A 22,884-nucleotide genomic window follows, 5' to 3' on the forward strand; every position below is an offset into this window, starting at 1 on the left:
TGATTATAGGTTACGGCTACAGTACATTGATATTATGCTGGAGCCGGGTAAGCATGTCTGCGAGCACTGTACGCTCCTGTTCATTGAAGCCGGTCAGCAGATCGCTGATGAACTGGGTTTTGTTCTCCCGGTAGGCATCGATATGTTCACGGCCTTGACCAGTCAGGGATACGAGAGTCACGCGATTATCGGCTGGATTATTACGGCGGGCGATCATTCCGGTGTCCTCCAGCCCTCTTAAGTGGCGGGTGACCGCTGCAGCGTCGATATCCACTAGCTTTTGCAGCGAGATTTGGCTGATCTCCGAACTGTGATATAACTCCTGCAGCAATCTGAACCGGGTAGGAGTCACGCCTGCACAACGCTCGAACTTCGGGCCGATGCCTTTGTGCAGAGCTTGCAGCAGTTCAAAAATCTTATGTTCATCGGGCTGAGCTTCCCTCAAAATATACCCCCTAAGGCAAATATATTGTGCAAAACCTTTTCGATAAAATACACTTTACACCGAATTAATTGACCCGTCAACTAATATTATTCAGGAGGAGATTTCCACATGAGAATTGCCTTGATTCAGCTTGATATAGCATTCGGCAAACCCGAGGTGAATTATGCTGCGGCGGAGCGCAAAATACGTGAGGCTGCTGTCGGAAGCCCGGACTGCATTATTCTTCCCGAGCTATGGACAACGGGATATGATCTGAACCGGCTGGGGGAAATTGCCGACCCCGGCGGACATACCACGGGGGCCTTGATGTCGGATCTGGCCCGGGAATACGGCGTGAATATCGTTGCCGGCTCCATTGCCGTCAGGCAGGAGAACGGTGGCGTTACGAACAGTATGTATGTCTTTGACCGCAGCGGGGCGTGCATCGGGGAGTACAGCAAGCTGCATCTGTTCAAGCTGATGGAGGAGCATCTCTACCTCCAGCCCGGCGGGGCCAAAGGACTGTTCACGTTGGACGGCATTCTCTGTGCCGGGCTGATCTGCTACGACATCCGGTTCCCGGAATGGGTCCGGGTCCATATGGCCGGAGGCGCGGAGATCCTGTTCATCAGCGCCGAATGGCCGCTGCCCCGCCTCTCTCACTGGCGCGCGCTATTGATCAGCCGGGCGATTGAGAACCAGTGCTACGTTGTAGCCTGTAACCGGGCAGGGACAGATCCGGCGAATACCTTCGCTGGACATTCCCTGATCATCGATCCTTGGGGCGAGATTGTCAGCGAGGCCTCCGGCGGCGAAGAGATCCTCCGCGGCGAGCTTAACCTCACCCGGGTCCGTGAGGTACGGGGGCAAATCCCGGTCTTCGCGGACCGTCGCCCGGAGTTGTATATGTAGTTGGGGCGGCAGGGGATTGTATGCTGTTTTTCACATACATTTGGGCTGCGCACACCCCAGCCTGCACATTGTATGCTGTTTTTCGCATACATTCGGGCTGCGCACACCCCAGCCTGCACATTGTATGCGGTTATTCGCATACATCCATCCACCCGTTGCTTCCGTCAGTAGCCGCCCGCTTCAGCGGGCGTACCTCTCGCGCAGCATACGCGCTGCTTCAAGCACCTGCGGGTCGCTGTACCGCAGGCTGTAGCCTGTCTCCTGCTGCAGAAGCTCCGCCGGCAGCAGGCGGGTTCCCCGGCCGGCAAGCGCCTGCCGGATACCCGCGGTGAATTCGGCCGCCGAAGACGGGCCGCCAAGCTCCGCGAGCGCAGCGATGGTCTCCGGCCGCACGCGCGGATAGTCAAGGGAGGCATCGCCGTCCGCTGCATCCTGATAGAAGCGGCGGATGCACTCTCCGCGCGCGAGCCCCGAGCCGGACACAATCACGAACGCGTGAACGAAGTACGCGCTGCTCTGTCTGCGCTGGGCGATGCCGCAGAACTTGCGGCCGCCAATCGCCAGGTCGAAGTCACCGGGGCAATACGACCCGGTGACTTCTTCTGCCCGGATCTGCGCCGCTGCCTGCGGATGCCCCGCGGCTACCGCTTCGGTAATCAACGAAGCCAGCAGCCGGAAATCATCGTGGAAGTCCAGCTTGCCCGCAGGCTTCGGCAGCAGCAGGGACACGTTGATCACTCCCGCATCCAGCGGCACCGCAGCGCCGCCCGAATGGCGGACTGCCGTACGGATGCCCTGCCGCTCCAGCGCCTGCATCGCCTCTGCTGCGCGGGGCAGCTTGCTGTCCCGCAGCCCAAGCGCGACTCCGCCGGGGTGGCTCCAGAGATGCAGCACCGGCGGGACCCAACCGACCCCGACATCACGGCACAGCACCTCTTCAAAAGCAAACGGAATCAGCATATCCTCCGCAGATGCCTCTTCCCCTTCTCCCCCGGCTTCACCGCCGGTATGCGTGAAGAGGATCATTTGCTCCGGCAGCCTCCCTGCCGACCCGTTCTCCAGTACATCATAAGGTTCACTCCGCATGCTGATTCCCCTTTCTATCTATAAGGTCTAAGCTAGTCTTAACTCCGTTAACTATTCACATTGTAACCGATCTATCCGCGCACCGTACAACCGGCAGTATGCCCTTACAGATTTGAAATGGTGGAGCGAACCCGTTATCCTTAATGTAGTACAGAAGAATATACCAGCCATAAGATTCGCGCATAAGCTCATGCTATACACAACCTCTAGGAGTGATGCTGCATGACCACCGTACCACAGGCAAAGGACAGGCAACTAAGCAAATCCAGGCAATGGGAACAGGCTATGAGCAAGCTGTATATTAATTTTCAGGACTATAGCAAGGATGCGCGCAAAGGGTTCAACGATGAGGATATTCATCAGGCCAGAGTCAATAGCCGCAAGCTGCTGACCCTGTTGTCCATTCTTGATCCGGGCCATACTGCAACGGCAGACTTGTATGACAGCTTCAAGCAGGCCCAGAAAAAGCTTGGCAGAGTCCGTGACGCAGATGTGCTGATCGGATCGTTTGAGGCCCGGCGTAAGGCAGCGAAGGCGGCGGGCGATAAGAAGACTGCCAAGCTGCTGAAGGCGGTCATTGAACACCAGAAGGACACACGGAAGGACGCCCGCAAGAAGCTGAAGAAGGCACTGCCCAAGCTGTCCGGCCAAGCGCTCGAAGCGCTGTGGACCCCTTTTACCCAGACCCAGTTAGAGCCCTTCGCTGCCAAAAAAGACGCCAATGTAGCCATGCGCGAGCTCGAAGTCGCCTTTGAACAGAAGAAAAAAGCCTGCAAGACCCTGTTCAAGGGTCCATCCGCTGAATCGAAGGAAGCCTTCGAAGCCCTTCATGAGCTGCGGATTGCGGCCAAGGAACTGCGGTATACGGCGAATGCGGCTGCTTTTGCGCTGAATCAGAAATTCCATGCCCATGAAGCCTTCTATAAGGACATCCAGGACCAGCTCGGACTCATTAATGACAAGCGGGTATGGCTTGAGACGCTGCAATCGATTGGACGCGAAGAGCTGGATGTCGGCAAAAAAGTCTGGGCCGCCTTCACCGATACGCTGCGTGCAGAGGTACTGGAAGCTCTTCATCAGAACGAGGTCGTCCCTGTTTCTGGTGCTGAGCCCCAAAAATAGGGCATCATAGCTGATCATCCTATCATTTACACAAAGGCAGGACACCGCATGTTATCCAAGCGGTATCCTGCCTTTTATCATAAGCGTCACGTACTATAGCATTCCGGCAGCCCATAATCCGCCTCTGCGGATCATCCGGCGCAGCGGCTCTGAAGAGAAGGAAGGCAGATGGTGCCCAGGCATCAGATAGACCACCCGGCCTTCGCCGAAGGTATGGCACCATGCCGCCGGTCTCATCGCTCCGTCATGAGGATATTCGGCCAGTACCGTTGTCTCGAAGTGGGGATGCTGCTCGAAATAGTATGGCTCGTCCTCTATCACAAAATCAGAGATCCCCTCCATAATCGGATGCTCCGGCGCAGTCACCTTCATCTGAAGCGTCGTGAACGCCGGATGATGGGTGAACCGGGCACCGAGCATCGCCCCAAGCTCCTGATTACGCTGCAGGGATATGCCGTTGTGCACGACAAGCAGCCCGCCGCCGCCAGCCACATAAGCAAGCAGGGCTCCGCTCTGCGCAGCGGGCAACTGCTCCTCAGAGAATTCCGTATAGGAGATCACCAGCCTGCATTCTGCCAGCTCTGCCTGGTTCATCCGTTCGTAATCCTCCGTAGAGACCACCTGGAGCTCCGGCTCAAGGAGCTGCTCCAGCTCACGGTCTACCCCTTCGAAGGGATGATATTTCACTTCAGTATAGCTGCCGAACGCTAGTGCTTTGTATGAAGACATGATGTACACACCTCTCTTTTGCCAAGTTAGCCTGTCCTGAATGTGTTCGTGTCACCAGGGCCAGAGATTGCCGTCCAGATCGATATAAGCCGGTTCTTCGGCTAGATACATCCTGTGGTTATGAACGATCGTCATAATCTTGCCTGCTGATTCTTCAGGAGTTACAGGCGCCTCTGCATCCTTCTCCCCGTTCATATAAGTCTGCAGCCAGCCGGGATGGAAGACCAGCACTTGTCCGCCCATCGCACGCAGATGATTGTGCAGCAGCGAAGACTGCATATTAAGCGCGGCCTTCGACATACAGTAGCCATACATATTGATCCGCTTGTTCCGCCCGATGCTTCCGGCCTCCGACGAGATATTAACCACCAGACGCTGGCGGCCTTGCAGCAGTAAGCCCATCAGTGCATTGCTCACCCTCAGCGCACCCAGCGTGTTCACGTTATAAATCTCCGCCATAGCTTCATCATCCATATCCACGAGCACCGTTGCATCATCAGACTTGTGGATAATCCCTGCGTTATTGATAATTATATCAAGGTGCCCTGTACTTCCGGCAATACTCCGCGCGGCCTCCTTTACGCTCCCTGCACTGCCGATATCGAGAGGGACCAGCCTCAGGCTATCCGGGTATTGCGCTTTCAAAGCTTCAAGTAGCGCAGGGTCCGGCAAATACTGTCCGGCAAACACCATGTATTTACTCTCTAAAAGAGAGCGAACCAGGTACAATCCGAGTCCACGGTCAGCACCGGTGACACAAGCAACCCTTTTCATAAGCTCCCCCCTCATATCTGCATGATTATGCACTGAGCCTAAGTTCATCCCTCTCACATTAGCATGGCCACCGGCCGTTAACAACGTCCTGCAAGGGAGGGGCAGGCTTAGCTGAACTTTCTTTTGCTTTAATTTTGAACTATGCTACAATCATGATTAATAGTTGTTAACAACACAATTGTTGACAACAGGTTTCATTCACTCTTACACAGGAAGGTGATTCTAAGGTGTCTATTCAACAGATCCATACTAAGGATGAACTACAGCAATATATCGGGCAGCCCGGCAAAAAACTGCTCTTCAAGCACAGCACCACCTGCCCGATCAGCGCCAAGGCCAACGAGGAATTCCAGGCCTATGCACAGCATTCAGATACTCCAGCAGCCGTTGTCCATGTGATCGAAGACCGGTCTGTGTCCAATCAGATTGCTGAGGATTTCGGGATCAAGCATGAATCCCCGCAGATTTTCCTGCTGGAGGACAGCGAGGTCCGCTGGAACACCTCACACTGGAAGATTACCCAAAAAGCGATAAAGGAAGCAGTGGAACAATGAGCGCGAACGTAATTGTCTATTCGACCTCCGGCTGCGGCGAATGCAATCAGGTGAAGCAGCTGCTGGAGAGCAAGGGCATTCCCTTCGAGGTCCGGGATGTGATGACCAGCTCCGTCTACCAGGAGGAAGTGGAGAAGCTGGGCTTCATGGGCATTCCAGTCACCGTATCCGGGGACCGGGCGGTCAAGGGCTTCAATCTCCCTGAGCTTCAGGAGCTTATGGATGCTGCTGTTCTGTAATATACGCAAAGGTGCTGTCCTCTCAACAGGAGCAGCGCCTTTTTTTTGCGATTCATCGATGAAATAACTGTATATTTATATATATCTGGAAAAGGAGGCTTGATCCTTTGAAATGGCTACAGGATGAGCATGCCGCCAAATGGCGTGAAGAAGGAACGCGTTATGCGAGCGACGTCAATCAATTCGTACATAAGGGCCTGACAGAAGGCTGGGACAAAGCGGGAAATGAACCCGCAGAGGATACACGCGGGGCCCTCGCCGCCAAAATCTATAAGATGATTCGAGGAGCTAATGAGCACGGTGAGATTGCTGAGCTGCGGGAGCAACTACCGGCGGCAACGTGGCCGCTCTCCGGGCACTTTCAGAAGGAGATGCAGGCGATTCGCGGTATCCATTTCATAAGTGATGATGCTGTGGTGTTCAGCACCGGCTCACCTTGGGAGAAGAATGCAGTTGTGGCTGTACATAGGGATGTTATTTCCGTATTCGACGAATTTAGCCTGGTTGGGGCATCTCCTGACAATCAGTTCTATGCACTCGCGGGCACGCAAGGGATTACTATTCTGCAATCCATGAACAGCGCATTACAGGGAGAAGTAGTGGCCGAGCTTTCGTGGCGGGAGCTGAATGGAATGATTCAAGCGCTGGACCCGGACTTTACCGTTTTGAACATAGACTGCCTGGATCAGGAGTTACCCTTGGAGCAAGTTATTCCTTTTAACGACGGTCAAGCGTTATTGCTTGTTACAAGTCAGGGGATTATCCTGGTCCAGCAATTGCAGGAGAAGCCATGGGAGGTGAAGCTGCTGCATCCTGACCTCGAAGAATATAAAGCAGATGAGATGGAGCATATTGAGATCGACATGCCGCATGGTGCTGTCTCTCCGGATGGAAGATGGGTTGCCTATGGCAGCCAGGGCAGTGATCATCTTTTATATGACACAGCTTCAGGGCAGGTTCACTTATTCAATCCGGAATCCAGTTACCCGCACTATACTATATTTACGAAGGACCAGCATAGTGTATGGTACAATGCCTGCCACTTCTACAATGGCGTTACTGTTGCCGTGTCCCTTGAAGATCTAGAAGCAGGCAAGCTCCTGCCAGATCAGGAATATCCGGTCGTTAACGGGGAAGCCCGGGTGTATGCGGCGGCAGCGCTGAAGGACGGTGTTGTCATTGGCGATGCCTATGGCTACTTGAGGCTCGTTGATGTAGAGGGGCGGGAGCTGTGGCGTTATTATGCCGGAAGCACCATTTCCGGATTAGCTGTCAATCCGGATGAGACCATGCTGGCCGTGGGGACTTATGGAGGGATGCTGCATTTCCTGGACCTTCATGCCACTGAACGCAGCGACTATGAGATTACAACAGGAACCGTTCGTGAGATGAAGCGGATGATTGCCTGGAAGAATCAGAATGAGCCGCTTTGGTGGTGAGCTGATACATGGGGGAACCCTTCTTCCCCGCCGCCGTCTGCCAAAAATAAAAAACAGCGATTGAGCGAGATAAATGGCAGATAATCTGCTACATATATGAGTTTTCGCTTCCATTTGCATAACCAGTCAGCCATTTGCTGAAAACAAGGCGAATAGCACTCTTTTCCATTTTTACAAACCCCCTCTGAAGAGAGTATGATTCGTGTTGAAAGCAAATGAATGCATTCATGAAAATGAGCATATGCATGCACGCTGAATTTCCGTCATGTGGAAAACGGGGGAACCATCCGGCCGTCAGGCCGACTTGGGGTGAATCCGAAGGAGAATGCCACGCGCAGGTCTCCGGCAGGTAGGGCGACTCTCACCGTCCGAATCCGACAGCTAACCTCGTAAGCGTAAGGAGAGAGCCCTGATCCGCCACGCTTTTGTGCCAGGCTTCTTAAGCCTGTTACCCACAACCGCAGGCAGAGGTCCTCCTCTGCCTGCGGTTTTTTGCGCGCTGGATGAACTGCACAGTATAGATTCAGGAAGGAACGTGACCACATGCCTGACCCCTTATCGCCCAAACTAACAGCCGCTGCCGGATTCAACCCCTACACCCAGCAATATAGCGGTCCCGTCTACGCGCTTAGCTGCCTGCTGCTGGAGCAAGGCGCCCGCGCCGAACAAGCTGCAATCGCCACCTTCGTAGCACTCCATACACTATGGCTGAAGGGCAGCCTCTCAGGCGATGGCGCTGCTGCGGCTGCCTACAGAGAGTGCATCCGCCAGTGTGCCGTGCTCGCCCGGGACCGCAGCCGCTGCGCTTCTGCGCTGCTTAACTGGGACGATCACGTTGCCAGTGCCTTGTGGTATGGCATCCAGCTCCCCCTCCCCGACATCAGCCAGATTCTGGAGTGCAGCATCCCCGAGCTAAAGGCCCAGCTTAGAGGAATACGCGAACAGATGGCAGCCGCACATTCAGCCTTGCCTGCGGTCCACCGCCCTTCAGCGGGGTGAGACTGGGAATAACGCGGGATACGCGGAATATAGGAATGAGTACGGCGGAATGAGTTGGATGTGGCGGAATTAGGGTACGGATGCGACAGAGGGAGATGGGTAGCGGGCCATGCGGACTACAGATCCGCTATTTCAGCAAATGGGACCATTCCGAAGGCCATGCGGACTGAGAGGCGCTTAATTAACCAATTCCGTCTCATTTTGCGCTCCATACAGCCCTTTAGCGTCCTCTCAGTCCGCTCCGGGAAGATAATCAGTCTTTTTCACAAAATAAGGGCCGCTGAGTCCGCAACCCCCCACAAAGTGGGGCTTTAGCGTAGGTGATGACTCAGGTACTTTTGCGGGGACCCCAAAACATATAAATTCTATCAAATAAAGCCGCAGCATCCGCCGCGACTTAATCCTTGACTCTCAGCATCAGCACCCATACAGTGCCTGGCTCACCTTACATAGCTAACCATCCCATGCACTGATCCTGTCTCCGCCGGCCGTTCACTACATAGAACTCAGCTCTTGCCCTTGCCACCCTTGCCGCCCTTGGCAAACCGCCAAAAAGCCATACAGCAGCCGAGCAGTCCGGCTCCCAGCAGAAGGGTCTGTAACGCCCCCAGCCAAGTCGACTGATCCGAGGGGATCAGGCTGCTGACAATAATGAGCAGGATAGAAGCCGCGACCAGCACGGGGGTTTGTCTACTTTTCTTCACAACCATTCACCACTCCTAAAGACTAATACTACTAAGGTACACCATCTCCGGCGTTTTCACCAGTTCAGGGTCCGGGTAAGCAAGACTTCAGGGAATGATCGTCACATGATTTAAAGGATACCTTTAATTGTTTTTTAAAGCCTTAATCTCACTAATAAGATTATCCAGTTTATAGCCGTACTGGCTCCGTAATTAGATCCACGCTGAAATCCGGCATTTGCTGAATGACCTCCGCTATAATAACCGAATCCGTATAATCCAGCACCTGTTTAAATGTCAGATCCTGTAGATCGACATTTTGGGGTGATCCAGTGGAAAATCCTCCTTATAAAATTTAATATTTATTAGTCAAGTCATTAATATCGTGTGCTCTTTCAATTCATTATAAAATGAATAACCCATCCTTAAAAGAATGGGCTTTTCTTACTCAGAAGAGTCTTTTTCGCATGATTAGTAATTCTTCACGCCATAATAGTCAAAATCAGCGAAGGAGTCATGCTGGTGAGCATCCACGGAACCGATGAAATTGAACAAGCCTGTAAACCCGCCAATCTCCCCCGGCTCCCCGTTCACGCCTTCATCCGACAAATAGAGAACATCGATATTCTCTACAAAAGTTTGCCAATCCCCGTTATCCCCGAAGCGGTAAAGGATACTCGCGATGCCTGCATTATAGATAAGCTTCAGCTCCGCTGTGTCTTCAGGGACTGGAATGTAATTGTGGACCAGCTCGATGCGCTCTCCCAGCTTGGCCTGCAGTACATATAGAACGGTGCCCTCTGATTCAGAGTGGGTCAAGTGAACATACAGCCAATTATTAGAATCATAGTATAGCCCCATACCGGCCGTTTCCGAGTAATGATCGGGGTGGAACTCCACCTTGGTTTGCACTTCATAATGAAGGGAGGTTGCACGCGTAGCCATAATCGCCGGATGGATCTGCGAGAAAAAAGAATTCTCTCCATGAATGCGTAAGCAACCCGGACGTTCAACCGTATTCACCCATACAGCTTGCTGTTCCCGGTACGGAGTCAGAAAATGAAGATCATATTTCTCCTGATTAAAATCATCAAATACGTCATGAGAGATTCCATCGGCCTCTAATTCAACACCTGTCATCCCCTCAACTGCCATTTTCGCTACATTCGATCCATCCTTCATTTCCAGCCAGCCATCCTCTGTCCAATGCATTTTTTGAATAGAGGTTTCACGGCCTAATGGATTCATTAGCGTTCCTTCCACAGGGCGTGACATGAGATGAGCAATATACCATTCCCCTGTTTGGGTTTGAACTAATGAGCCGTGACCTGCTTTTTGCATAATTGAACTTGGATTATACATCTCAAAATGCCCGGCATCCGGATTACCAAGTGAAAATAGATGGCGCGGCGAGGAGGTGATGATCGGCTCTCCCGACGGATGCGGTTCATAGGGACCAAAAATATTCTTCGAACGTCCCAGCTCAACACCATGAGCATAACCAGTTCCGCCAGCAGCTAATAAAAGATAATACCTATCTCTATATTTATAGATCTGCGGTGCTTCAGCACAGCCGCGGCTGGTAAAGCCTTGCGTGACCCGGTGCCATGTTCCAACTATCTTGCCCTCGTTCAAATCAAATTCAGCGATCACAATATGTCCAGGGGCTTGGTACCCTTCACGGGTCTCCCATTCAAGGATGGACACATAGTGCTTACCGTCTTCATCATGGAAGAGTGCCGGATCGAAACCAATGGAGGTCAGATAGATGGGGTCCGACCAAGGTCCATGGATATCCTCTGCCCACATGGCATAGGAATCCGAGTTGAATTCACGGCCTGCCATGTTTAACATATGCGAATAAGCTAACCAGTACCGTTTCGCCCTAGGATCGTAGGATAGATGCGGCGCCCAGATCCCGGCCGGAGTATTGGTCCCCCTCAAATTCACTTCACCTTTACTTAATACGGAGGCTGTCAGCGTCCAATGGGCTAAATCGGTTGATTTGAAAATTTGAACGCCGGGATTCCAATGGAACGAGGATGTCGCAATATAATACACATCATCCACTCTAATAATAGATGGATCTGGTGCCATACCAGGGATAATAGGATTGTTAATCTTCATCATTTTTCTGCTTCCCTTCGCTGTTTAGCCATATTATTTACCCTTTTCCTGTTGTCTATGTATATTATAATAACTGCTAGCGTACTTATGCGATGGGATGATTACGGCTACATTTACCCAAATCAAAGGAAGGTGCTGCACATTGGAACATATGAATAGCCAGCTCACAGGCACACAGACGCTGCTGCTGCCGCGCATTGATTGGAATATACGTTTTTTTGGCGCACATACACAGACTGTTCCTGCCGACTGGAGCATGACTACAGAATCCCACCATGCCTTTGAGATTCTAATTGTGCTGGATGGGGCTCAAGAGACAAGGATGGAACATGAACAATTCATTGTGAACAGGGATGATATTCTGCTGATTCCGCCTGGGTTCGAGCATACGAATAAATGCATTTCCGCTACATCGATGACCTACTTTTGTGCTCATTTCGATGTAGACGAGCCCTCCTTGCGGATCAAAATAATGCAAAACTGTGACTGGGTCTATGAGCCCGCCAGTTTGTATCACAGTAGACTGAAACAATGCCTTCAAAAATGGATCGATATTCTGCATGAGCCTGAGTTGCCGTTCACCAAAGCAAAGCTAAAAGCACAAGTGGTCTTGTTCGAGTTATTGGAGGTGCTTGTAGATATCCAGCCGGTACAGACGGAGAAACGTGCTAACCAATCCATGACCACAGCGAAATATGCCAAAGAAATTGCCGAAGCCATCAAAAGGGCTTTTAAGAAAAATTGTATCGAGGGCAATTCAGATTACACCCTCCACATCCAGCCCATCATTGCTTCGCTTGGAATAAGCCCCAACTATGGATTAGAGGTATTTCAAAAAATATACAAGCTGTCGCCCCGCACCTATCTATCTGACTTAAAGCTGCAGGAAGCCAAAATATTACTACAGCAGCCCAAAATATCTTTAAATGAGATTTCAAACCGTTTGGGCTACAAGAACCTCTCTCACTTCAGCAGACAATTCAAAAGATGGACGGGCATTAACCCCTCCGACTATCGTAAAAATAATGGTGTATAGCAAAAAGCCCGTCCATTAAACCAGACGGGCTTTCCTGTGGGTAGCCACTATAGTTTGGACAAAAAGGCGCCGATAAGGGCGCTTTTTTTATGCTCAAATCAGATTATCGACAACTACAAATCAGATAAGGCGTGTCTTTATCATGTATAAAACAGATTTATTCAAAGGACATTTTTCCATGCTTAAAATAAGTAATTGACACCAATAACTAAATATGTTAAACATCACAATTCATTTTCAAACCGCTAACTAAAAACTGAGACGAATTGACTCATAGATAAAACCATTGTTTTAATTTCAAAGGCATCATATAAGAACTTAATTTTTTTTCAAAGTTTTCTTATCTTTAGAAACAAAATACTCTGCACCGAATTAAGCCTTGATGTCTCTAATGATTTAATCGTAAATAGGATTAATAATATAATGGAAAATTATGTTTTTAATTTAATTAAAACGAAGAATACCCAACAAAATGAACAGGTTATATCCGAACTGGTTAATGAAATTCGCACCGCAATTTATGAGACTACTTTGACTACCGACGAAATGGAAATTATATATAAATATCGCGCTTTACCAATCAAAGATAAAAAAGAGATCCAAGCCTTTATAGATCTCAAACAGGAGAGTAGTGCGTTGTAAACAAAAAAAGCGCTAAGAACTTTGATTAAAAGTGATTGAATTTTGTTTTAATCGCGTAGTAAGAAGGATTTAGATTTAGTATTAGACATTTTATACACAATTAGTTTTGCATGTACGAATAAGGCCGAGGAAATTCACCTCGGCCTTATAATAATTTTACTATGCTAAATCACTTCATTGTTTTTTTCTTTTTAAATTCGTTTGCCAGGCATCCCATTCAATGTTCAAGGTACTGGTCAATATCGAATCCAGTTTTCCAAACCATTCCATTAATTCGAATTTACTTAGCGACGGTTTATATTCATCGACGATCTCTTTTATAAATGTGAGTGACGGATTGTCTTTGCCAAGAAATTTTAAAGAATACAAGAATGCTGAATGTCTAATCGGTACTATCATTTTATGAAATTCTTCATCCCCCCGGTGTAATGAAGTTTTTATCAAGGTACGTATTTCTTGTTGAACATCTCTTAGATCACCGGTTTCATAATAAAAACTATATTCATCCGGAACTTGTGGAAGTGGAATTTCATCTCCAGGAGCATAATAATAAACGGGATAATTTATCTGACTAACCTTGTTTTTTATATCAATTGGCTTGCTAACCTCTCTTAATTCTTGCAGTAAGTTTAAAGGAGCTCGGCACCAATTCCAATCAGCTTCAGGGATACTAAGTTTTCTGTACTGTATTTCTATGTCTCTTTCCCAACTGTACCCGTAAGATTCATGATAGTGGGTTCCTTGCTGCCACTCCCCATCATAGTTGTAATAAGTCACAGTACTACTCCAGGATTTACCGGAATTAAAGGTGATATCCTCGTATATAAGGAAGCCACGAGGCAACAACCAGACAACCCTCTCTTCAGCAGTATCTGTTTTCACCACCACTATTTCCTTAGGAGATTCTGTTGTAACAGTCTCATCCTGAAAATTTGGTTTTGATCCACGTACGGGTGGCTTCAATTGTGGTTCTTGCCAAATCAGCCGTACTAACTGATTATAATCACGTTCGAATTGGGCGGCATTTAACATTCCGAGAGCAAAACGAGAGTTAAAATACGTTGGGAGAATATATTCTCCGTTAGAATTTTGGCTAAGTGCGATAGGGATGAATTTCTCTTGTTCCGTGTTTTGATATACATCCGGAGTAATGATTAAAGTTTCAGTCCCCACGCCCCCCTCTCTGTTATCAGCTTTTCGACAGTACATTTCGTCACAGATTACGAGAACTTTGTCAGCTTTTTTAATACTGTTCTCCATAAACTGGAATCTATCATGACCCACGATACCATGCCATCTATCCAGAATTACTTCAACTCCAGATTTCTCCATTAACTGTTCGGCCAGATTCAACACCCACTGCATATGTGTCTCATTTGTCCAGCAATAAGATATAAAGACAACAGGGACTTTCTCTTCGTCCATTTAAGCAACCTCCGTAGACCTGAGTTTCTTCCATTTTCGCATGGCATAAAAAAGGGACCAGACATTTCCACGTCACTAAGATCTGCGGAATATCCATTTTATATGAATGATATCGCTATTTTACAATACATGTAAAACATTCGCTAGGACAAATATTTCTTCATTCGTTAAATTTCCATGTCCATTAATAATTGATTAGTGCTTAGGTTTAGCTAAAATTTTTGTATCCTTGAACTAAGAATCTAACTTCTAGAAATATCATAATTATCTTTCTATACAGGACTTATCGAGGAAGCATCTGTTCTTTTAGATCAACAGCAAGCGTTCTGGAGCCAGTCCTCCCGTTTAAATATCTCAAAGCTTCTTGGGCCGACCAATCTACGGACAGTCTAGAAGTATAGCATTGGTGAAGAAGTTTATTTTTCCTGTTCATATCAACATACAGACTGTCAACCAGGCAAGAATTGCAAATTGCTATACCCCACCGGGTTTAGGGAGAAGAATATCTAGAAGGAGATGATCAGCGAGTACCCCGCATTTTTCGTTTGTAATAGTTTCGCCCTGTTCAAACCTTGAATTTTCGCTAATATTATTTGTGCTACGATCTTACAAGTGGATTAAATTTTCTATAAGGAGTGGATAAGTTTGAGAATTTCAAATATACATGATCTTTTAGAGTACTCCCTTGCGTTCGGTAACACTGAACTTCAAGCTTTTCAAACAGGAAAAGATTTAACTGATACTAACAATCAAGTTATATCTTCGCTCTTTCGGTCAATTATTGAATTGAGTGTTGGCGTGAAAGTCAGCGCTGAAAATGGTTTGCGTGCATCTGCTGAATTAAATTTTCGGAGTTTACTGGAAGCTTATGTGGCATTTAAATATATCCTTATCGACCCACAAAAAACAGTAAAACGGGCATGTGCTTATAAAGTTGGATATCACTTGCAACAGATTGAATCTGCGACTGATGCGATTGATGCAAAAGACGAAATTGGAACAAATATTCAGCGCATGAACGAGGCAATTCGTCAACATACAGATATCATTAATCAATCTGAATTAAAGCCCATGCTGGATGAGTTTGAAAGATTGAAACGTACATACTATCCAAAATGGTATTCTCTATTTGGAGGTCCCTTGTCGCTTAAACAATTAGTACAAAACCTTGGAGAACAAGACTTGGTGTACTCGATATACGGTAGTTTATCCAAAAGCGCGCATAATTACATTGCATTGCGCGCATTAACGCAAAATGGGCTGTTACCGGTACGTTCAGGCTTCAATCCAGATAATGATACATTTAATCTTGGTGTTATTTGTACATTTCTTGTATCCTCCGCTATGCGCTTTACAGAGACGACTTTTCCTGAATATATGAATCATCTTTTACCATTTTTACAGGAATACAAAGCAGCAAAAACAAAACTAGGCGAAATTGACTGAAAAATACAATGAAGCAACTGCTGAGATGCTCCCTAGTAATTCGCTTCTGTTTCTGCTAAGTATGAAGAAGAACGCTGCTACACATTAGTTATTTCCATGAAACAGCGACAACAAAGGACGAGGAATCAGAATCCTTTGCTGTCGCTGTTTAAATTTTTTAGGTCAGTCTAAAAGTTATTTTACAGTATCTGATGGTATGTTAACAAAAAACTTTTAAGTTTTGTTATGTGATGATCTGTCCGAACTATAGTGGCTGTCCACAGTACTATTCACTACATTTATTACTTCAACCGACTACTAAGCTTTTGGAAATTCTATCAGATCGCTTCCGTTAAAATGAAAAGTTAAGCTAAGCTAAACATTCAACATCAGTAGATTCATTTCAGCAATGAATAATTTCTTTTATTTACCTTGTACTGCGCTTCTTAGTTCAACGATTTTAATTGATCTTGCTTGGTGTATATGTCATACATTTATAATTTCAAAAACCTTTTTTAGTTTAGGTAGAAGATTTTCTTCTATCGACGGAACATTTACAAAGATACGTTCTTTTGCCCTACTTAAAGCAACATATTTAACTCTATGTTCTTCTTCATCTTTTAAATCAGGCTTAACAAACATTTTCAAATCAGAAGAAGATTTTAAGACAATCATTACATTATCAAATTCATCTCCTTTTGATTTATGAATAGTTCTATGTTTGCTTCTATCATCTGTAATATTTACACATAGGGCTAATTGCTCATAGGCATAACTTTCGTAAAATGTTCTAGCTGCACCGTTGTTCAACTTAGATATTTCTGTTTTTATAGCATTCTTAATACACAAATAAAATTCATATAAAGACTTATTCTTATAAGAAGAATACTCGTTCATGAGAAAATAAAGCGATTTTAACGCGATCTTCCTTCTCTCTTCTTTATTACTAACATCTCGTTCAATGCTTTCAATTTCTTTTATTGCTTTCTTTATATCTCCATTGCAAGCATATTCTACAGATTTTAAACAACTAACAACTACCCTACTTCTATAACTGTTACTACTAGTTGATTTATCAATTTTTAAGAGCTCATCTATTAACTTCTCATTAAAAGTATATTCGCAAGAAAATCTTCTCATGGCATTTGACGTTGGATTGTCTCGTGATAATGAGTAAAGCTCTTCACCGTCGGGGCAAAATTCCTGTGCCTTTAATAAGGCCTGTTTCTTTCTCCCAACAGAAGTTTAGGCTTATCTCCAACAATATTTCTAAAATATTCCTGCTGAATATCTTTCCGAGTAAAGTTCAACAAATCTATAATGCGGTTAGTACTTCTTCTATTCTTTTTCATAACATATTCTGAAAGATTGGGCAGTGAAAAAGAAGTAAATTGGTCAGGATCAGCCCCTTGAAAACTGTATATTGATTGTGCTGTATCACCAATAATACCAACGATAGTCTCCTTGGCTCCTATAAGTTTCAGAATCTCCATTTGTATGGGATTTGTATCTTGAAATTCATCAATGTACAAATACGGGAATTTTGCTCTTACAACATTCAAAATAAATGGGTTATTTTGAAGAAGTTGATAGCTGAAAAAAAGAACATCTGAATGATCTACGATTCCTTTAGACCAATAAAGTTTTTTGTACTCAAAAAAATCCGTTTCTAGAATACCTAAACAGGCTTTAGTAAGATACTTAAGTACTTCCTTATCACCGATTTTCTCTACTCTATATGCTTTTTTCGGATTTCCAACGAGCATAAGTTCCCCATGCATATTAAATTCATAATTTAAGTGATACAGCCAGTTGATTAGTGGTATTGTATTTTCTTCACGCATAGTTAATTGTTTTACGGAATACGGATGCTCTAATAAATCTACATTGGAATGATTTTCAATCCAATGTTTTACTTTTTTTTGATGTACTACTGTATCATCATGCCCACTCATCTCTTTTACATTCAATTCATAATGACTACCCAGATATAAGGCGTAGGGCTTCAAAATATGTCTGTATAAAAAACTATGTAGCGTAGAAACTTCAACTTGATTACTATTAGTGCCTAAACGCTTTAAAACGGTTTCTACTGCAATATTGGTATAGGTAATACAAGCTATTTTCCGAGACCTTCCTAACCTTTGAGAATGATGCAAAACATTTTTAATTTGTTGTACAAGCCAGTATGTTTTTCCTGCACCAGGTCCCGCTGCTACACGAAAATGATTTTCAAAAGGTACTAAAGCATCGGAGTCAATTTCGATTATTCCACTATCCATGTGATGGCATCCTTAATGTAATTTGGGACATTAATAGTTTGAAAGTCGTCTGTTCCCCTCTTATAAAAATTATCCGTTAGCACAGAAGCTAACTCCAAAGCATTTTCACCCTTGCCAACAGAATTTAGATATCGTGAAGCTATAAGAGCCTTTGACTTCTGATCGCTTTTCCAAGAGGTATTGGATTTTAAACTTTCTATTATTCTATCATTCTCTTCACTTTTCCTTAATGTTTTTTCGTACTCCACAAGTTCTCCCCCCATTTTATATAACTCCATTAACTTTTGAATTTCATCTTGATTTTTCATTGAATTTGTTAGGAATAATTTTAGTGAAGGATTATGTAAAATCAAATCATACTCAAAGGTTTTTCCTTCAGACTCATCCTGAGTAAAAAGTGCAATATTAGAATGTCCATCACGTGGATACAGCATAAAAGAAGGATTTTGCTTGTATTCATACTTATCATTTTGGACACCATATTCATAAGGATAGCATTTGCTATAGTTTTCACCTTTTGTTCCCTTCACTTTTCTCTCAGGATCTCTATCAGTTATACATGCTATCTTTTTATGTATTGCGTAGGGATTTTTCAAATTAAATAAATAAAGAAAATGTTCGAAATATCTTCCACCGACATTAACCACAGCTATATGTTTTTCTTCCAATGAGATACCTAAATATCTCGCGAATATTGGCAACAGCAGTTGTTCGGCTATTCCTTCCACTAAAATAACGTTTTGTGCAAAGAGCATATCTGATTTAGTAGCGTCTAAGAATCGCTGAACATATTTCTTGCTTTTTTCGTTCTCCATGAGTGCTTTCCCCGGATAACCTACACTTGTTTCACCAATCTCATTATGCAAACAAATCATCTCATCTAAAGAGACAGAAGAAGTAATATGAGTTGAGTGGGTGGTCACAAATATTTGTCTTACCTTTTTTTCTTCTTTATTTTTCTGTAAGAATTTTAGAAATTGATATTGCATAGCTGGATGTAAGTGAGCTTCGGGCTCTTCAATGGCTAAGACGGGAAAAACTTTCGCATTACTTCCCAAGTAGTTACCATCTGAATTGACCTGCATTTTAGATAGTAGCAAAGACATAAAAATCAAGTTATTGTAACCTAAACCATTATGAGTTGCTGGTATTTTTATACCTGATTCATACTCCACAATTAGTTTTAACGCAGAAAACAACTCGACATCAGAGATATTCCCCTCAAAATCAGGTTTGGCGTTATTAAATGCTGCACCCGTATCTTTCACATAGGATAATATCTGATTTTTACCTAGCAACATTCTCTTCAGGAGATCTGATATTAGCATGTCAGCACTATCTGAAAACGATTGTTTTTTTAATTTTATTTCCTCTAATTTCTCTGCTTCTGTACGCTGAGGATCAGATTTTATATCATAATCCATAAAGAAATCCAAGACATCTCTAAGCAAAGAATTCCTACCTGAAATCATATCTCTTTCGACATCTCGAATTGCATCTAAAAATTGAAAATCGAATTTTTGTAATGATTCATTGTCGGCGATGGTTTGATTAACGATATTACCTCCCCATATTTTAAAAACATACAGCCTCAAAAACTCATGTTGAATGATTCGCCATGCTTTATCTAAATCTGTTGCCTTCTTAATAGCTGTTTTATATTTTTCAACTTCTTTCTCTGGGAGGAAAAATTCATAGGTGATAGCTGCTTCATATGGCTCATCAAGTTTTGTTAACCATTCAGCTACTGTCACTAGATCATCAGAGAGAAGGTCTTCATTTTCACTTTGTTTTATAGTCACGCTTATAGAAACTTTAGGAGGATTCAGTTTTATTTCATCTAGTATAGCTACCTTATTAAAGTCATATATGTCTAATTTCTTCTTTCCATTCGGATCTAAAATAAGTGATAATGCTTTTATAAGATTCGTCTTCCCTGCATTGTTATGACCGATAACGACATTTATACCATCATTAAAGGTTATAGATGTGTCTTTAAAGTTCCTGTAATTTCTTATACTAACACTAGATATATACATTTTTACTCCCTTCCTAAGAACCAAAATTCTGTAAAGAATAAAGCAAGCATCCGATTTACATTAATAATTCGACAGACAAAACGATCCCCCTTCCATAAGACCCATCATTATCCACAAATATACAAAATCAGGACCACCCGTCCAACGGGTGGTTTGCTCTTGGGGTAAAACCCCCTGTTGCCAAACTGCGCCTAAAGACGCTAGCCTGACCACACATTGTTCAGGCTCAGTGTGATTTGTCATCTTCACTCACCCGTTAAACGGGTTTATTTCTTTTTGTTCCTTTTATCACTGAATGGATCTTCGTATTCTTTTACACTCAATTTATCTATGGCTTGGTCATGTGCTTCTTGTTCACGGATGTATTTGGCTACCGTGGCTTCAATTAAACCCACCGTGCTCACATAGTACCCTTCCGCCCAAAATTTTCGATTCCCATACTTATACTTTAGCCCCGCATGCTTCTCAAAGATCATGAGCGAACTTTTTCCCTTCAGATATCCCATGAACGTGGACACGGCGATCTTCGGCGGTATCGCGACCAACATGTGCACGTGATCCGGCATCATGTGTCCCTCTATGATTTCAACCCCTTTGTATTTACATAAACGCTTAAAGATTTAGATCAAGTCTTTCCTCACTTGATTATAGATTTCTTTCCGTCTATACTTCGGGGTGAACACGATATGGTATTTGCACATCCACTTCGTGTGAGCTAGGCTGTAGCTCTTATTTGCCATCTTTGACCATTCCTTTCGTTTGAGCCTGAACATCTCAAATCTATCGGAATGGTCTTGGTGGTCAAACCCTTGTTCCCTCCACCCGCATAGCGGGTGGTTTTTGGTTTCCCGCGTTTCACGCGCTCAACTGGCTAAAGCCATAATAAAACACGAAGCCAAATGGCATCGCGTTATTGTTTGATTTTTTGTTTGGTATATTCAGTACTATAGTCGTATAGATAATTACAATATGCAAATATTCACTTTATTCATTCATCTTCATTAAATTTTTCATTCGAGAATTCTCCATTGTTAGCAAGAGCAATTTATCAAGCAGTTCTTTGTGATGTCGGCTTAAAGAAGCATTTAAACCATCTTGATATGCTGAGTCATAAGCGCTATTAAGCAATTCACATATTGTCCCAGCGGTATCATCTTCATCAAAGGTGTAGATTAATACTTCTTCAACCCTGTCCGTAAAATATATGGTTTTATCAACCGCATAATAAGGCTTAGTGGGATTATTCAACCTCTCACCTCCTGCCGTTTGTTCTTCTAATATACAATAAATTAAATCATTTGTTTACTTCCTGCCACCATTTATAATCTGTTTTAGCAATAATGAGTATAGCATCAAAGCGAATTGGATGAACTAAATTCATGTTGTCTGGCTTTCTACAAGAGGGTCATTTTCTTCACCTCTGAAGTACGACTCCGAACACCATCTGATTTGTGCTTCTCTACTTTTTTCATAAATTAAAATTAACTGATTCAAAACAAAAATTTTCTGAACAATATCTTTAGCAATATAATATTGTTTTCTGTAATAGTTAATTTCACGCTCATAAGGGCTTGGTGACTTCTTGTTTTTTTCATAGATTGAAAGCAGATGTACGTGAAGGTCAAAAATCTCTTTATATGACAAATCATCAACCCCATCCATATAATATCATTAATTAAACTTCTTAACATTATCCACAGTTGAAAGTAAAAGTATACATGCCTAACAAAAGAGGTTCAAACAGGTTTTTACTTTAAATTTGGCATAAAAACAGACTTTAACTCAAATGAGCACAGCCTGATGCAACTTACACCTCGAGTCCGCATACGGCGGTTCCAAAAGGTTAACAATGCTGCAGATAACGTGAAAGCAAACATTTCAGCCCTGATCGGAGGTCATTGGGCATGAATGTTAATGATTGTGTCCGGGTAAAGTGGCAGCCATTCCCTAAACTAGAGCATAAATAGCGACTGGCGAGATTCTATGCAGGCGTTACTTACTATCGTGCCAAGTCAAGGTTCGTCACAAAAGACACCATTCGAAAAATAGACCCTTTAACCAAAATCATTATTCTTGCCGAGATCCATCACAATACCATTTCGAGAAGTCGAAGATATATAAATCCTTGTTGAAGCGGGAGTTATTACTCAGCAGAAAGTGGGACACGAACCGACTAGAACGGGTTGAATGCTGACCACAGGCGCACCTACATGCTATTCTGGGGAAAACAACAACCAGGAGGTTCATAGAAATGAAGATTCCAAATCAGAAATACCCCGAACTATACCAATGGATAACCGAATTTCAGGAAAAAACAAAATTCAAACGAAAAATCAAACTCATCTACACAAACGACAAAGGGGGATTGGGAAGAGTAACCGCTTTGGGGAATATAAAACTCCAAAAAAAATTTATCGAATGTTTTATGGATTCACAACCGAACGTTGTCAAATTCATTCTCGCTCACGAATTCATTCACTTAATTCAGGAAGAGCTCTTTAGTCTATATCGAGCACTCCTACCAAAATGTTACAAGCCCGTTGTTCTACTTCAAGAATTGCGAGCAAATATTAACGGTGCGGCACTTGCGGGGTTATTGAACGAAGAATTTCGTGAAACCCAGATCCTACTCTGGATATATGAAGGCAACATGCGAAAACAACTCACATATGAACGTGGTTACCCCAGCCGTATGCAAAACATCAAGTTTGCATGTAAATATAATCGTTACAATGATGAAGCAGCATATGAGCTGATAAATGATTATTACGCAGTATCAAGTGGGCCAATGAATTCAGTCGGACCAACGAAGTCCTTCTGAACAATTTCGGAGCAAGGGATCGTCAATGCAGAGATCCAATCATTTGCGGAGTAGCTAAAGAAGGTTCTTATTTGATTTTTCAGAGATAAGGCTATATCGAAGGTTGAGGTTGGAAAATGAAGGGAT

Annotated in this window: 22 protein-coding genes, 1 pseudogene and 1 riboswitch; of the genes and pseudogenes, 10 read left to right on the plus strand and 13 right to left on the minus strand. The window is 44.4% G+C overall.

The features are described from left to right. Window positions 1-16: 16 nt before the first annotated feature. Window positions 17-445: a MarR family winged helix-turn-helix transcriptional regulator gene (locus tag MKY96_RS25970; RefSeq protein ID WP_340944901.1), complete on the minus strand. Its 429-nt coding sequence runs from the start codon at window positions 443-445 to the stop codon at window positions 17-19. A 108-nt stretch (window positions 446-553) separates the two neighbouring features. On the opposite strand from MKY96_RS25970, the gene MKY96_RS25975 reads away from it, so the two are divergent. After that, complete coding sequence (locus MKY96_RS25975) at window positions 554-1,336, plus strand: carbon-nitrogen family hydrolase (protein WP_340944903.1); 783 nt, start codon at window positions 554-556, stop codon at window positions 1,334-1,336. A gap of 180 nt (window positions 1,337-1,516) precedes the next feature. Here MKY96_RS25975 and MKY96_RS25980 read toward each other — a convergent pair whose 3' ends face one another. Next, window positions 1,517-2,422, minus strand: coding sequence for a lipoate--protein ligase family protein (locus MKY96_RS25980; RefSeq protein WP_340944905.1), 906 nt, complete (start codon window positions 2,420-2,422; stop codon window positions 1,517-1,519). Window positions 2,423-2,644: 222 nt separating this feature from the next. On the opposite strand from MKY96_RS25980, the gene MKY96_RS25985 reads away from it, so the two are divergent. Beyond that, on the plus strand, window positions 2,645-3,544 hold the full coding sequence (locus MKY96_RS25985) for a CHAD domain-containing protein (RefSeq protein ID WP_340944907.1): 900 nt from the start codon (window positions 2,645-2,647) through the stop codon (window positions 3,542-3,544). Between the two features lie 93 nt (window positions 3,545-3,637). On the opposite strand, the gene MKY96_RS25990 is transcribed toward MKY96_RS25985, so the two are convergent. Together MKY96_RS25990 and MKY96_RS25995 are read right to left on the minus strand one after the other, a co-directional pair. Next, the gene (locus MKY96_RS25990) at window positions 3,638-4,273 is read right to left on the minus strand and encodes a ThuA domain-containing protein (RefSeq protein WP_340944908.1); all 636 of its coding nucleotides are present in this window, start codon (window positions 4,271-4,273) and stop codon (window positions 3,638-3,640) included. Window positions 4,274-4,324: 51 nt separating this feature from the next. After that, window positions 4,325-5,047 carry an SDR family NAD(P)-dependent oxidoreductase gene (locus tag MKY96_RS25995; protein ID WP_340944909.1) on the minus strand — a complete coding sequence of 241 codons (723 nt, stop codon included), beginning with the start codon at window positions 5,045-5,047 and terminating at the stop codon, window positions 4,325-4,327. A 227-nt stretch (window positions 5,048-5,274) separates the two neighbouring features. Here MKY96_RS25995 and ytxJ point away from each other — a divergent pair, with 227 nt between their 5' ends. From ytxJ to MKY96_RS26015, 4 genes are all read left to right on the plus strand, one after another. Then, on the plus strand, window positions 5,275-5,601 hold the full coding sequence (gene ytxJ / locus MKY96_RS26000) for a bacillithiol system redox-active protein YtxJ (protein WP_340944912.1): 327 nt from the start codon (window positions 5,275-5,277) through the stop codon (window positions 5,599-5,601). Beyond that, a complete protein-coding gene (locus MKY96_RS26005) occupies window positions 5,598-5,840 on the plus strand; it encodes a glutaredoxin family protein (RefSeq protein WP_036722203.1) in 243 nt (80 codons plus the stop codon). The genes ytxJ and MKY96_RS26005 overlap by 4 nt, the downstream gene beginning before the upstream one ends. A gap of 107 nt (window positions 5,841-5,947) precedes the next feature. Next, window positions 5,948-7,279 (plus strand): WD40 repeat domain-containing protein, encoded by a 1,332-nt coding sequence (locus tag MKY96_RS26010; RefSeq protein WP_340944914.1) that lies wholly within the window; start codon window positions 5,948-5,950, stop codon window positions 7,277-7,279. A gap of 240 nt (window positions 7,280-7,519) precedes the next feature. Next, window positions 7,520-7,689: riboswitch (cyclic di-AMP (ydaO/yuaA leader) on the plus strand. A gap of 133 nt (window positions 7,690-7,822) precedes the next feature. Then, entirely contained in the window at window positions 7,823-8,278 is a 456-nt protein-coding gene (locus MKY96_RS26015; protein ID WP_340944915.1) for a hypothetical protein, read from the plus strand. 506 nt (window positions 8,279-8,784) lie between these two features. Here MKY96_RS26015 and MKY96_RS26020 read toward each other — a convergent pair. Beyond that, the gene (locus MKY96_RS26020; RefSeq protein ID WP_143803861.1) at window positions 8,785-8,982 is read right to left on the minus strand and encodes a hypothetical protein; all 198 of its coding nucleotides are present in this window, start codon (window positions 8,980-8,982) and stop codon (window positions 8,785-8,787) included. Between the two features lie 450 nt (window positions 8,983-9,432). Next, the gene (locus tag MKY96_RS26025) at window positions 9,433-11,091 is read right to left on the minus strand and encodes a family 43 glycosylhydrolase (protein ID WP_340944916.1); all 1,659 of its coding nucleotides are present in this window, start codon (window positions 11,089-11,091) and stop codon (window positions 9,433-9,435) included. A gap of 148 nt (window positions 11,092-11,239) precedes the next feature. Between MKY96_RS26025 and MKY96_RS26030 the strand changes: the two genes are divergently transcribed. Together MKY96_RS26030 and MKY96_RS26035 are read left to right on the plus strand one after the other, a co-directional pair. Beyond that, window positions 11,240-12,124 (plus strand): helix-turn-helix domain-containing protein, encoded by an 885-nt coding sequence (locus tag MKY96_RS26030; protein WP_340946757.1) that lies wholly within the window; start codon window positions 11,240-11,242, stop codon window positions 12,122-12,124. 423 nt (window positions 12,125-12,547) lie between these two features. Further along, the gene (locus MKY96_RS26035) at window positions 12,548-12,766 is read left to right on the plus strand and encodes a hypothetical protein (RefSeq protein WP_340944917.1); all 219 of its coding nucleotides are present in this window, start codon (window positions 12,548-12,550) and stop codon (window positions 12,764-12,766) included. 174 nt (window positions 12,767-12,940) lie between these two features. On the opposite strand, the gene MKY96_RS26040 is transcribed toward MKY96_RS26035, so the two are convergent. Continuing rightward, window positions 12,941-14,191, minus strand: a complete 1,251-nt coding sequence (locus MKY96_RS26040; RefSeq protein WP_340944919.1) for an SEFIR domain-containing protein — start codon at window positions 14,189-14,191, stop codon at window positions 12,941-12,943. 645 nt (window positions 14,192-14,836) lie between these two features. Between MKY96_RS26040 and MKY96_RS26045 the strand changes: the two genes are divergently transcribed. Further along, entirely contained in the window at window positions 14,837-15,637 is an 801-nt protein-coding gene (locus tag MKY96_RS26045) for a DUF5677 domain-containing protein (RefSeq protein ID WP_340944920.1), read from the plus strand. Window positions 15,638-16,102: 465 nt separating this feature from the next. On the opposite strand, the gene MKY96_RS26050 is transcribed toward MKY96_RS26045, so the two are convergent. The 6 genes and pseudogenes from MKY96_RS26050 to MKY96_RS26075 all read right to left on the minus strand — a co-directional run bounded on the left by MKY96_RS26050 (window position 16,103) and on the right by MKY96_RS26075 (window position 21,599). Continuing rightward, window positions 16,103-16,756, minus strand: coding sequence for a 3'-5' exonuclease (locus tag MKY96_RS26050; protein ID WP_340944922.1), 654 nt, complete (start codon window positions 16,754-16,756; stop codon window positions 16,103-16,105). Window positions 16,757-16,827: 71 nt separating this feature from the next. After that, window positions 16,828-17,898 (minus strand): ATP-dependent helicase, encoded by a 1,071-nt coding sequence (locus tag MKY96_RS26055; protein WP_340944924.1) that lies wholly within the window; start codon window positions 17,896-17,898, stop codon window positions 16,828-16,830. Next, window positions 17,883-19,937 (minus strand): AAA family ATPase, encoded by a 2,055-nt coding sequence (locus MKY96_RS26060; RefSeq protein WP_340944925.1) that lies wholly within the window; start codon window positions 19,935-19,937, stop codon window positions 17,883-17,885. The genes MKY96_RS26055 and MKY96_RS26060 overlap by 16 nt, the downstream gene beginning before the upstream one ends. Window positions 19,938-20,203: 266 nt before the next feature. Beyond that, window positions 20,204-20,677: pseudogene (gene tnpA / locus MKY96_RS26065) on the minus strand (IS200/IS605 family transposase). A 244-nt stretch (window positions 20,678-20,921) separates the two neighbouring features. Continuing rightward, a complete protein-coding gene (locus MKY96_RS26070) occupies window positions 20,922-21,185 on the minus strand; it encodes a hypothetical protein (RefSeq protein WP_340944926.1) in 264 nt (87 codons plus the stop codon). Between the two features lie 129 nt (window positions 21,186-21,314). After that, window positions 21,315-21,599 (minus strand): hypothetical protein, encoded by a 285-nt coding sequence (locus MKY96_RS26075; protein WP_340944927.1) that lies wholly within the window; start codon window positions 21,597-21,599, stop codon window positions 21,315-21,317. Between the two features lie 589 nt (window positions 21,600-22,188). Between MKY96_RS26075 and MKY96_RS26080 the strand changes: the two genes are divergently transcribed. Next, window positions 22,189-22,758 (plus strand): hypothetical protein, encoded by a 570-nt coding sequence (locus MKY96_RS26080; protein WP_340944929.1) that lies wholly within the window; start codon window positions 22,189-22,191, stop codon window positions 22,756-22,758. Window positions 22,759-22,884: the final 126 nt, after the last annotated feature.

This window comes from Paenibacillus sp. FSL R7-0302 (genome assembly GCF_038006885.1).
Taxonomy (GTDB): domain Bacteria; phylum Bacillota; class Bacilli; order Paenibacillales; family Paenibacillaceae; genus Paenibacillus_AQ.

Excerpts from the sequence above, each read along its gene's own strand:
- MKY96_RS25975 (WP_340944903.1), top strand. The coding sequence starts at position 554 with ATGAGAATTGCCTTGATTCAGCTTGATATAGCATTCGGCAAACCCGAG.
- MKY96_RS25980 (WP_340944905.1), bottom strand. The coding sequence starts at position 2,422 with ATGCGGAGTGAACCTTATGATGTACTGGAGAACGGGTCGGCAGGGAGG.
- MKY96_RS25985 (WP_340944907.1), top strand. The coding sequence starts at position 2,645 with ATGACCACCGTACCACAGGCAAAGGACAGGCAACTAAGCAAATCCAGG.
- MKY96_RS25990 (WP_340944908.1), bottom strand. The coding sequence starts at position 4,273 with ATGTCTTCATACAAAGCACTAGCGTTCGGCAGCTATACTGAAGTGAAA.
- MKY96_RS25995 (WP_340944909.1), bottom strand. The coding sequence starts at position 5,047 with ATGAAAAGGGTTGCTTGTGTCACCGGTGCTGACCGTGGACTCGGATTG.
- MKY96_RS26005 (WP_036722203.1), top strand. The coding sequence starts at position 5,598 with ATGAGCGCGAACGTAATTGTCTATTCGACCTCCGGCTGCGGCGAATGC.
- MKY96_RS26015 (WP_340944915.1), top strand. The coding sequence starts at position 7,823 with ATGCCTGACCCCTTATCGCCCAAACTAACAGCCGCTGCCGGATTCAAC.
- MKY96_RS26025 (WP_340944916.1), bottom strand. The coding sequence starts at position 11,091 with ATGATGAAGATTAACAATCCTATTATCCCTGGTATGGCACCAGATCCA.
- MKY96_RS26030 (WP_340946757.1), top strand. The coding sequence starts at position 11,240 with ATGAATAGCCAGCTCACAGGCACACAGACGCTGCTGCTGCCGCGCATT.
- MKY96_RS26035 (WP_340944917.1), top strand. The coding sequence starts at position 12,548 with ATGGAAAATTATGTTTTTAATTTAATTAAAACGAAGAATACCCAACAA.
- MKY96_RS26040 (WP_340944919.1), bottom strand. The coding sequence starts at position 14,191 with ATGGACGAAGAGAAAGTCCCTGTTGTCTTTATATCTTATTGCTGGACA.
- MKY96_RS26050 (WP_340944922.1), bottom strand. The coding sequence starts at position 16,756 with ATGAGAAGATTTTCTTGCGAATATACTTTTAATGAGAAGTTAATAGAT.
- MKY96_RS26055 (WP_340944924.1), bottom strand. The coding sequence starts at position 17,898 with ATGGATAGTGGAATAATCGAAATTGACTCCGATGCTTTAGTACCTTTT.
- MKY96_RS26060 (WP_340944925.1), bottom strand. The coding sequence starts at position 19,937 with ATGTATATATCTAGTGTTAGTATAAGAAATTACAGGAACTTTAAAGAC.
- MKY96_RS26075 (WP_340944927.1), bottom strand. The coding sequence starts at position 21,599 with ATGGATGGGGTTGATGATTTGTCATATAAAGAGATTTTTGACCTTCAC.
- MKY96_RS26080 (WP_340944929.1), top strand. The coding sequence starts at position 22,189 with ATGAAGATTCCAAATCAGAAATACCCCGAACTATACCAATGGATAACC.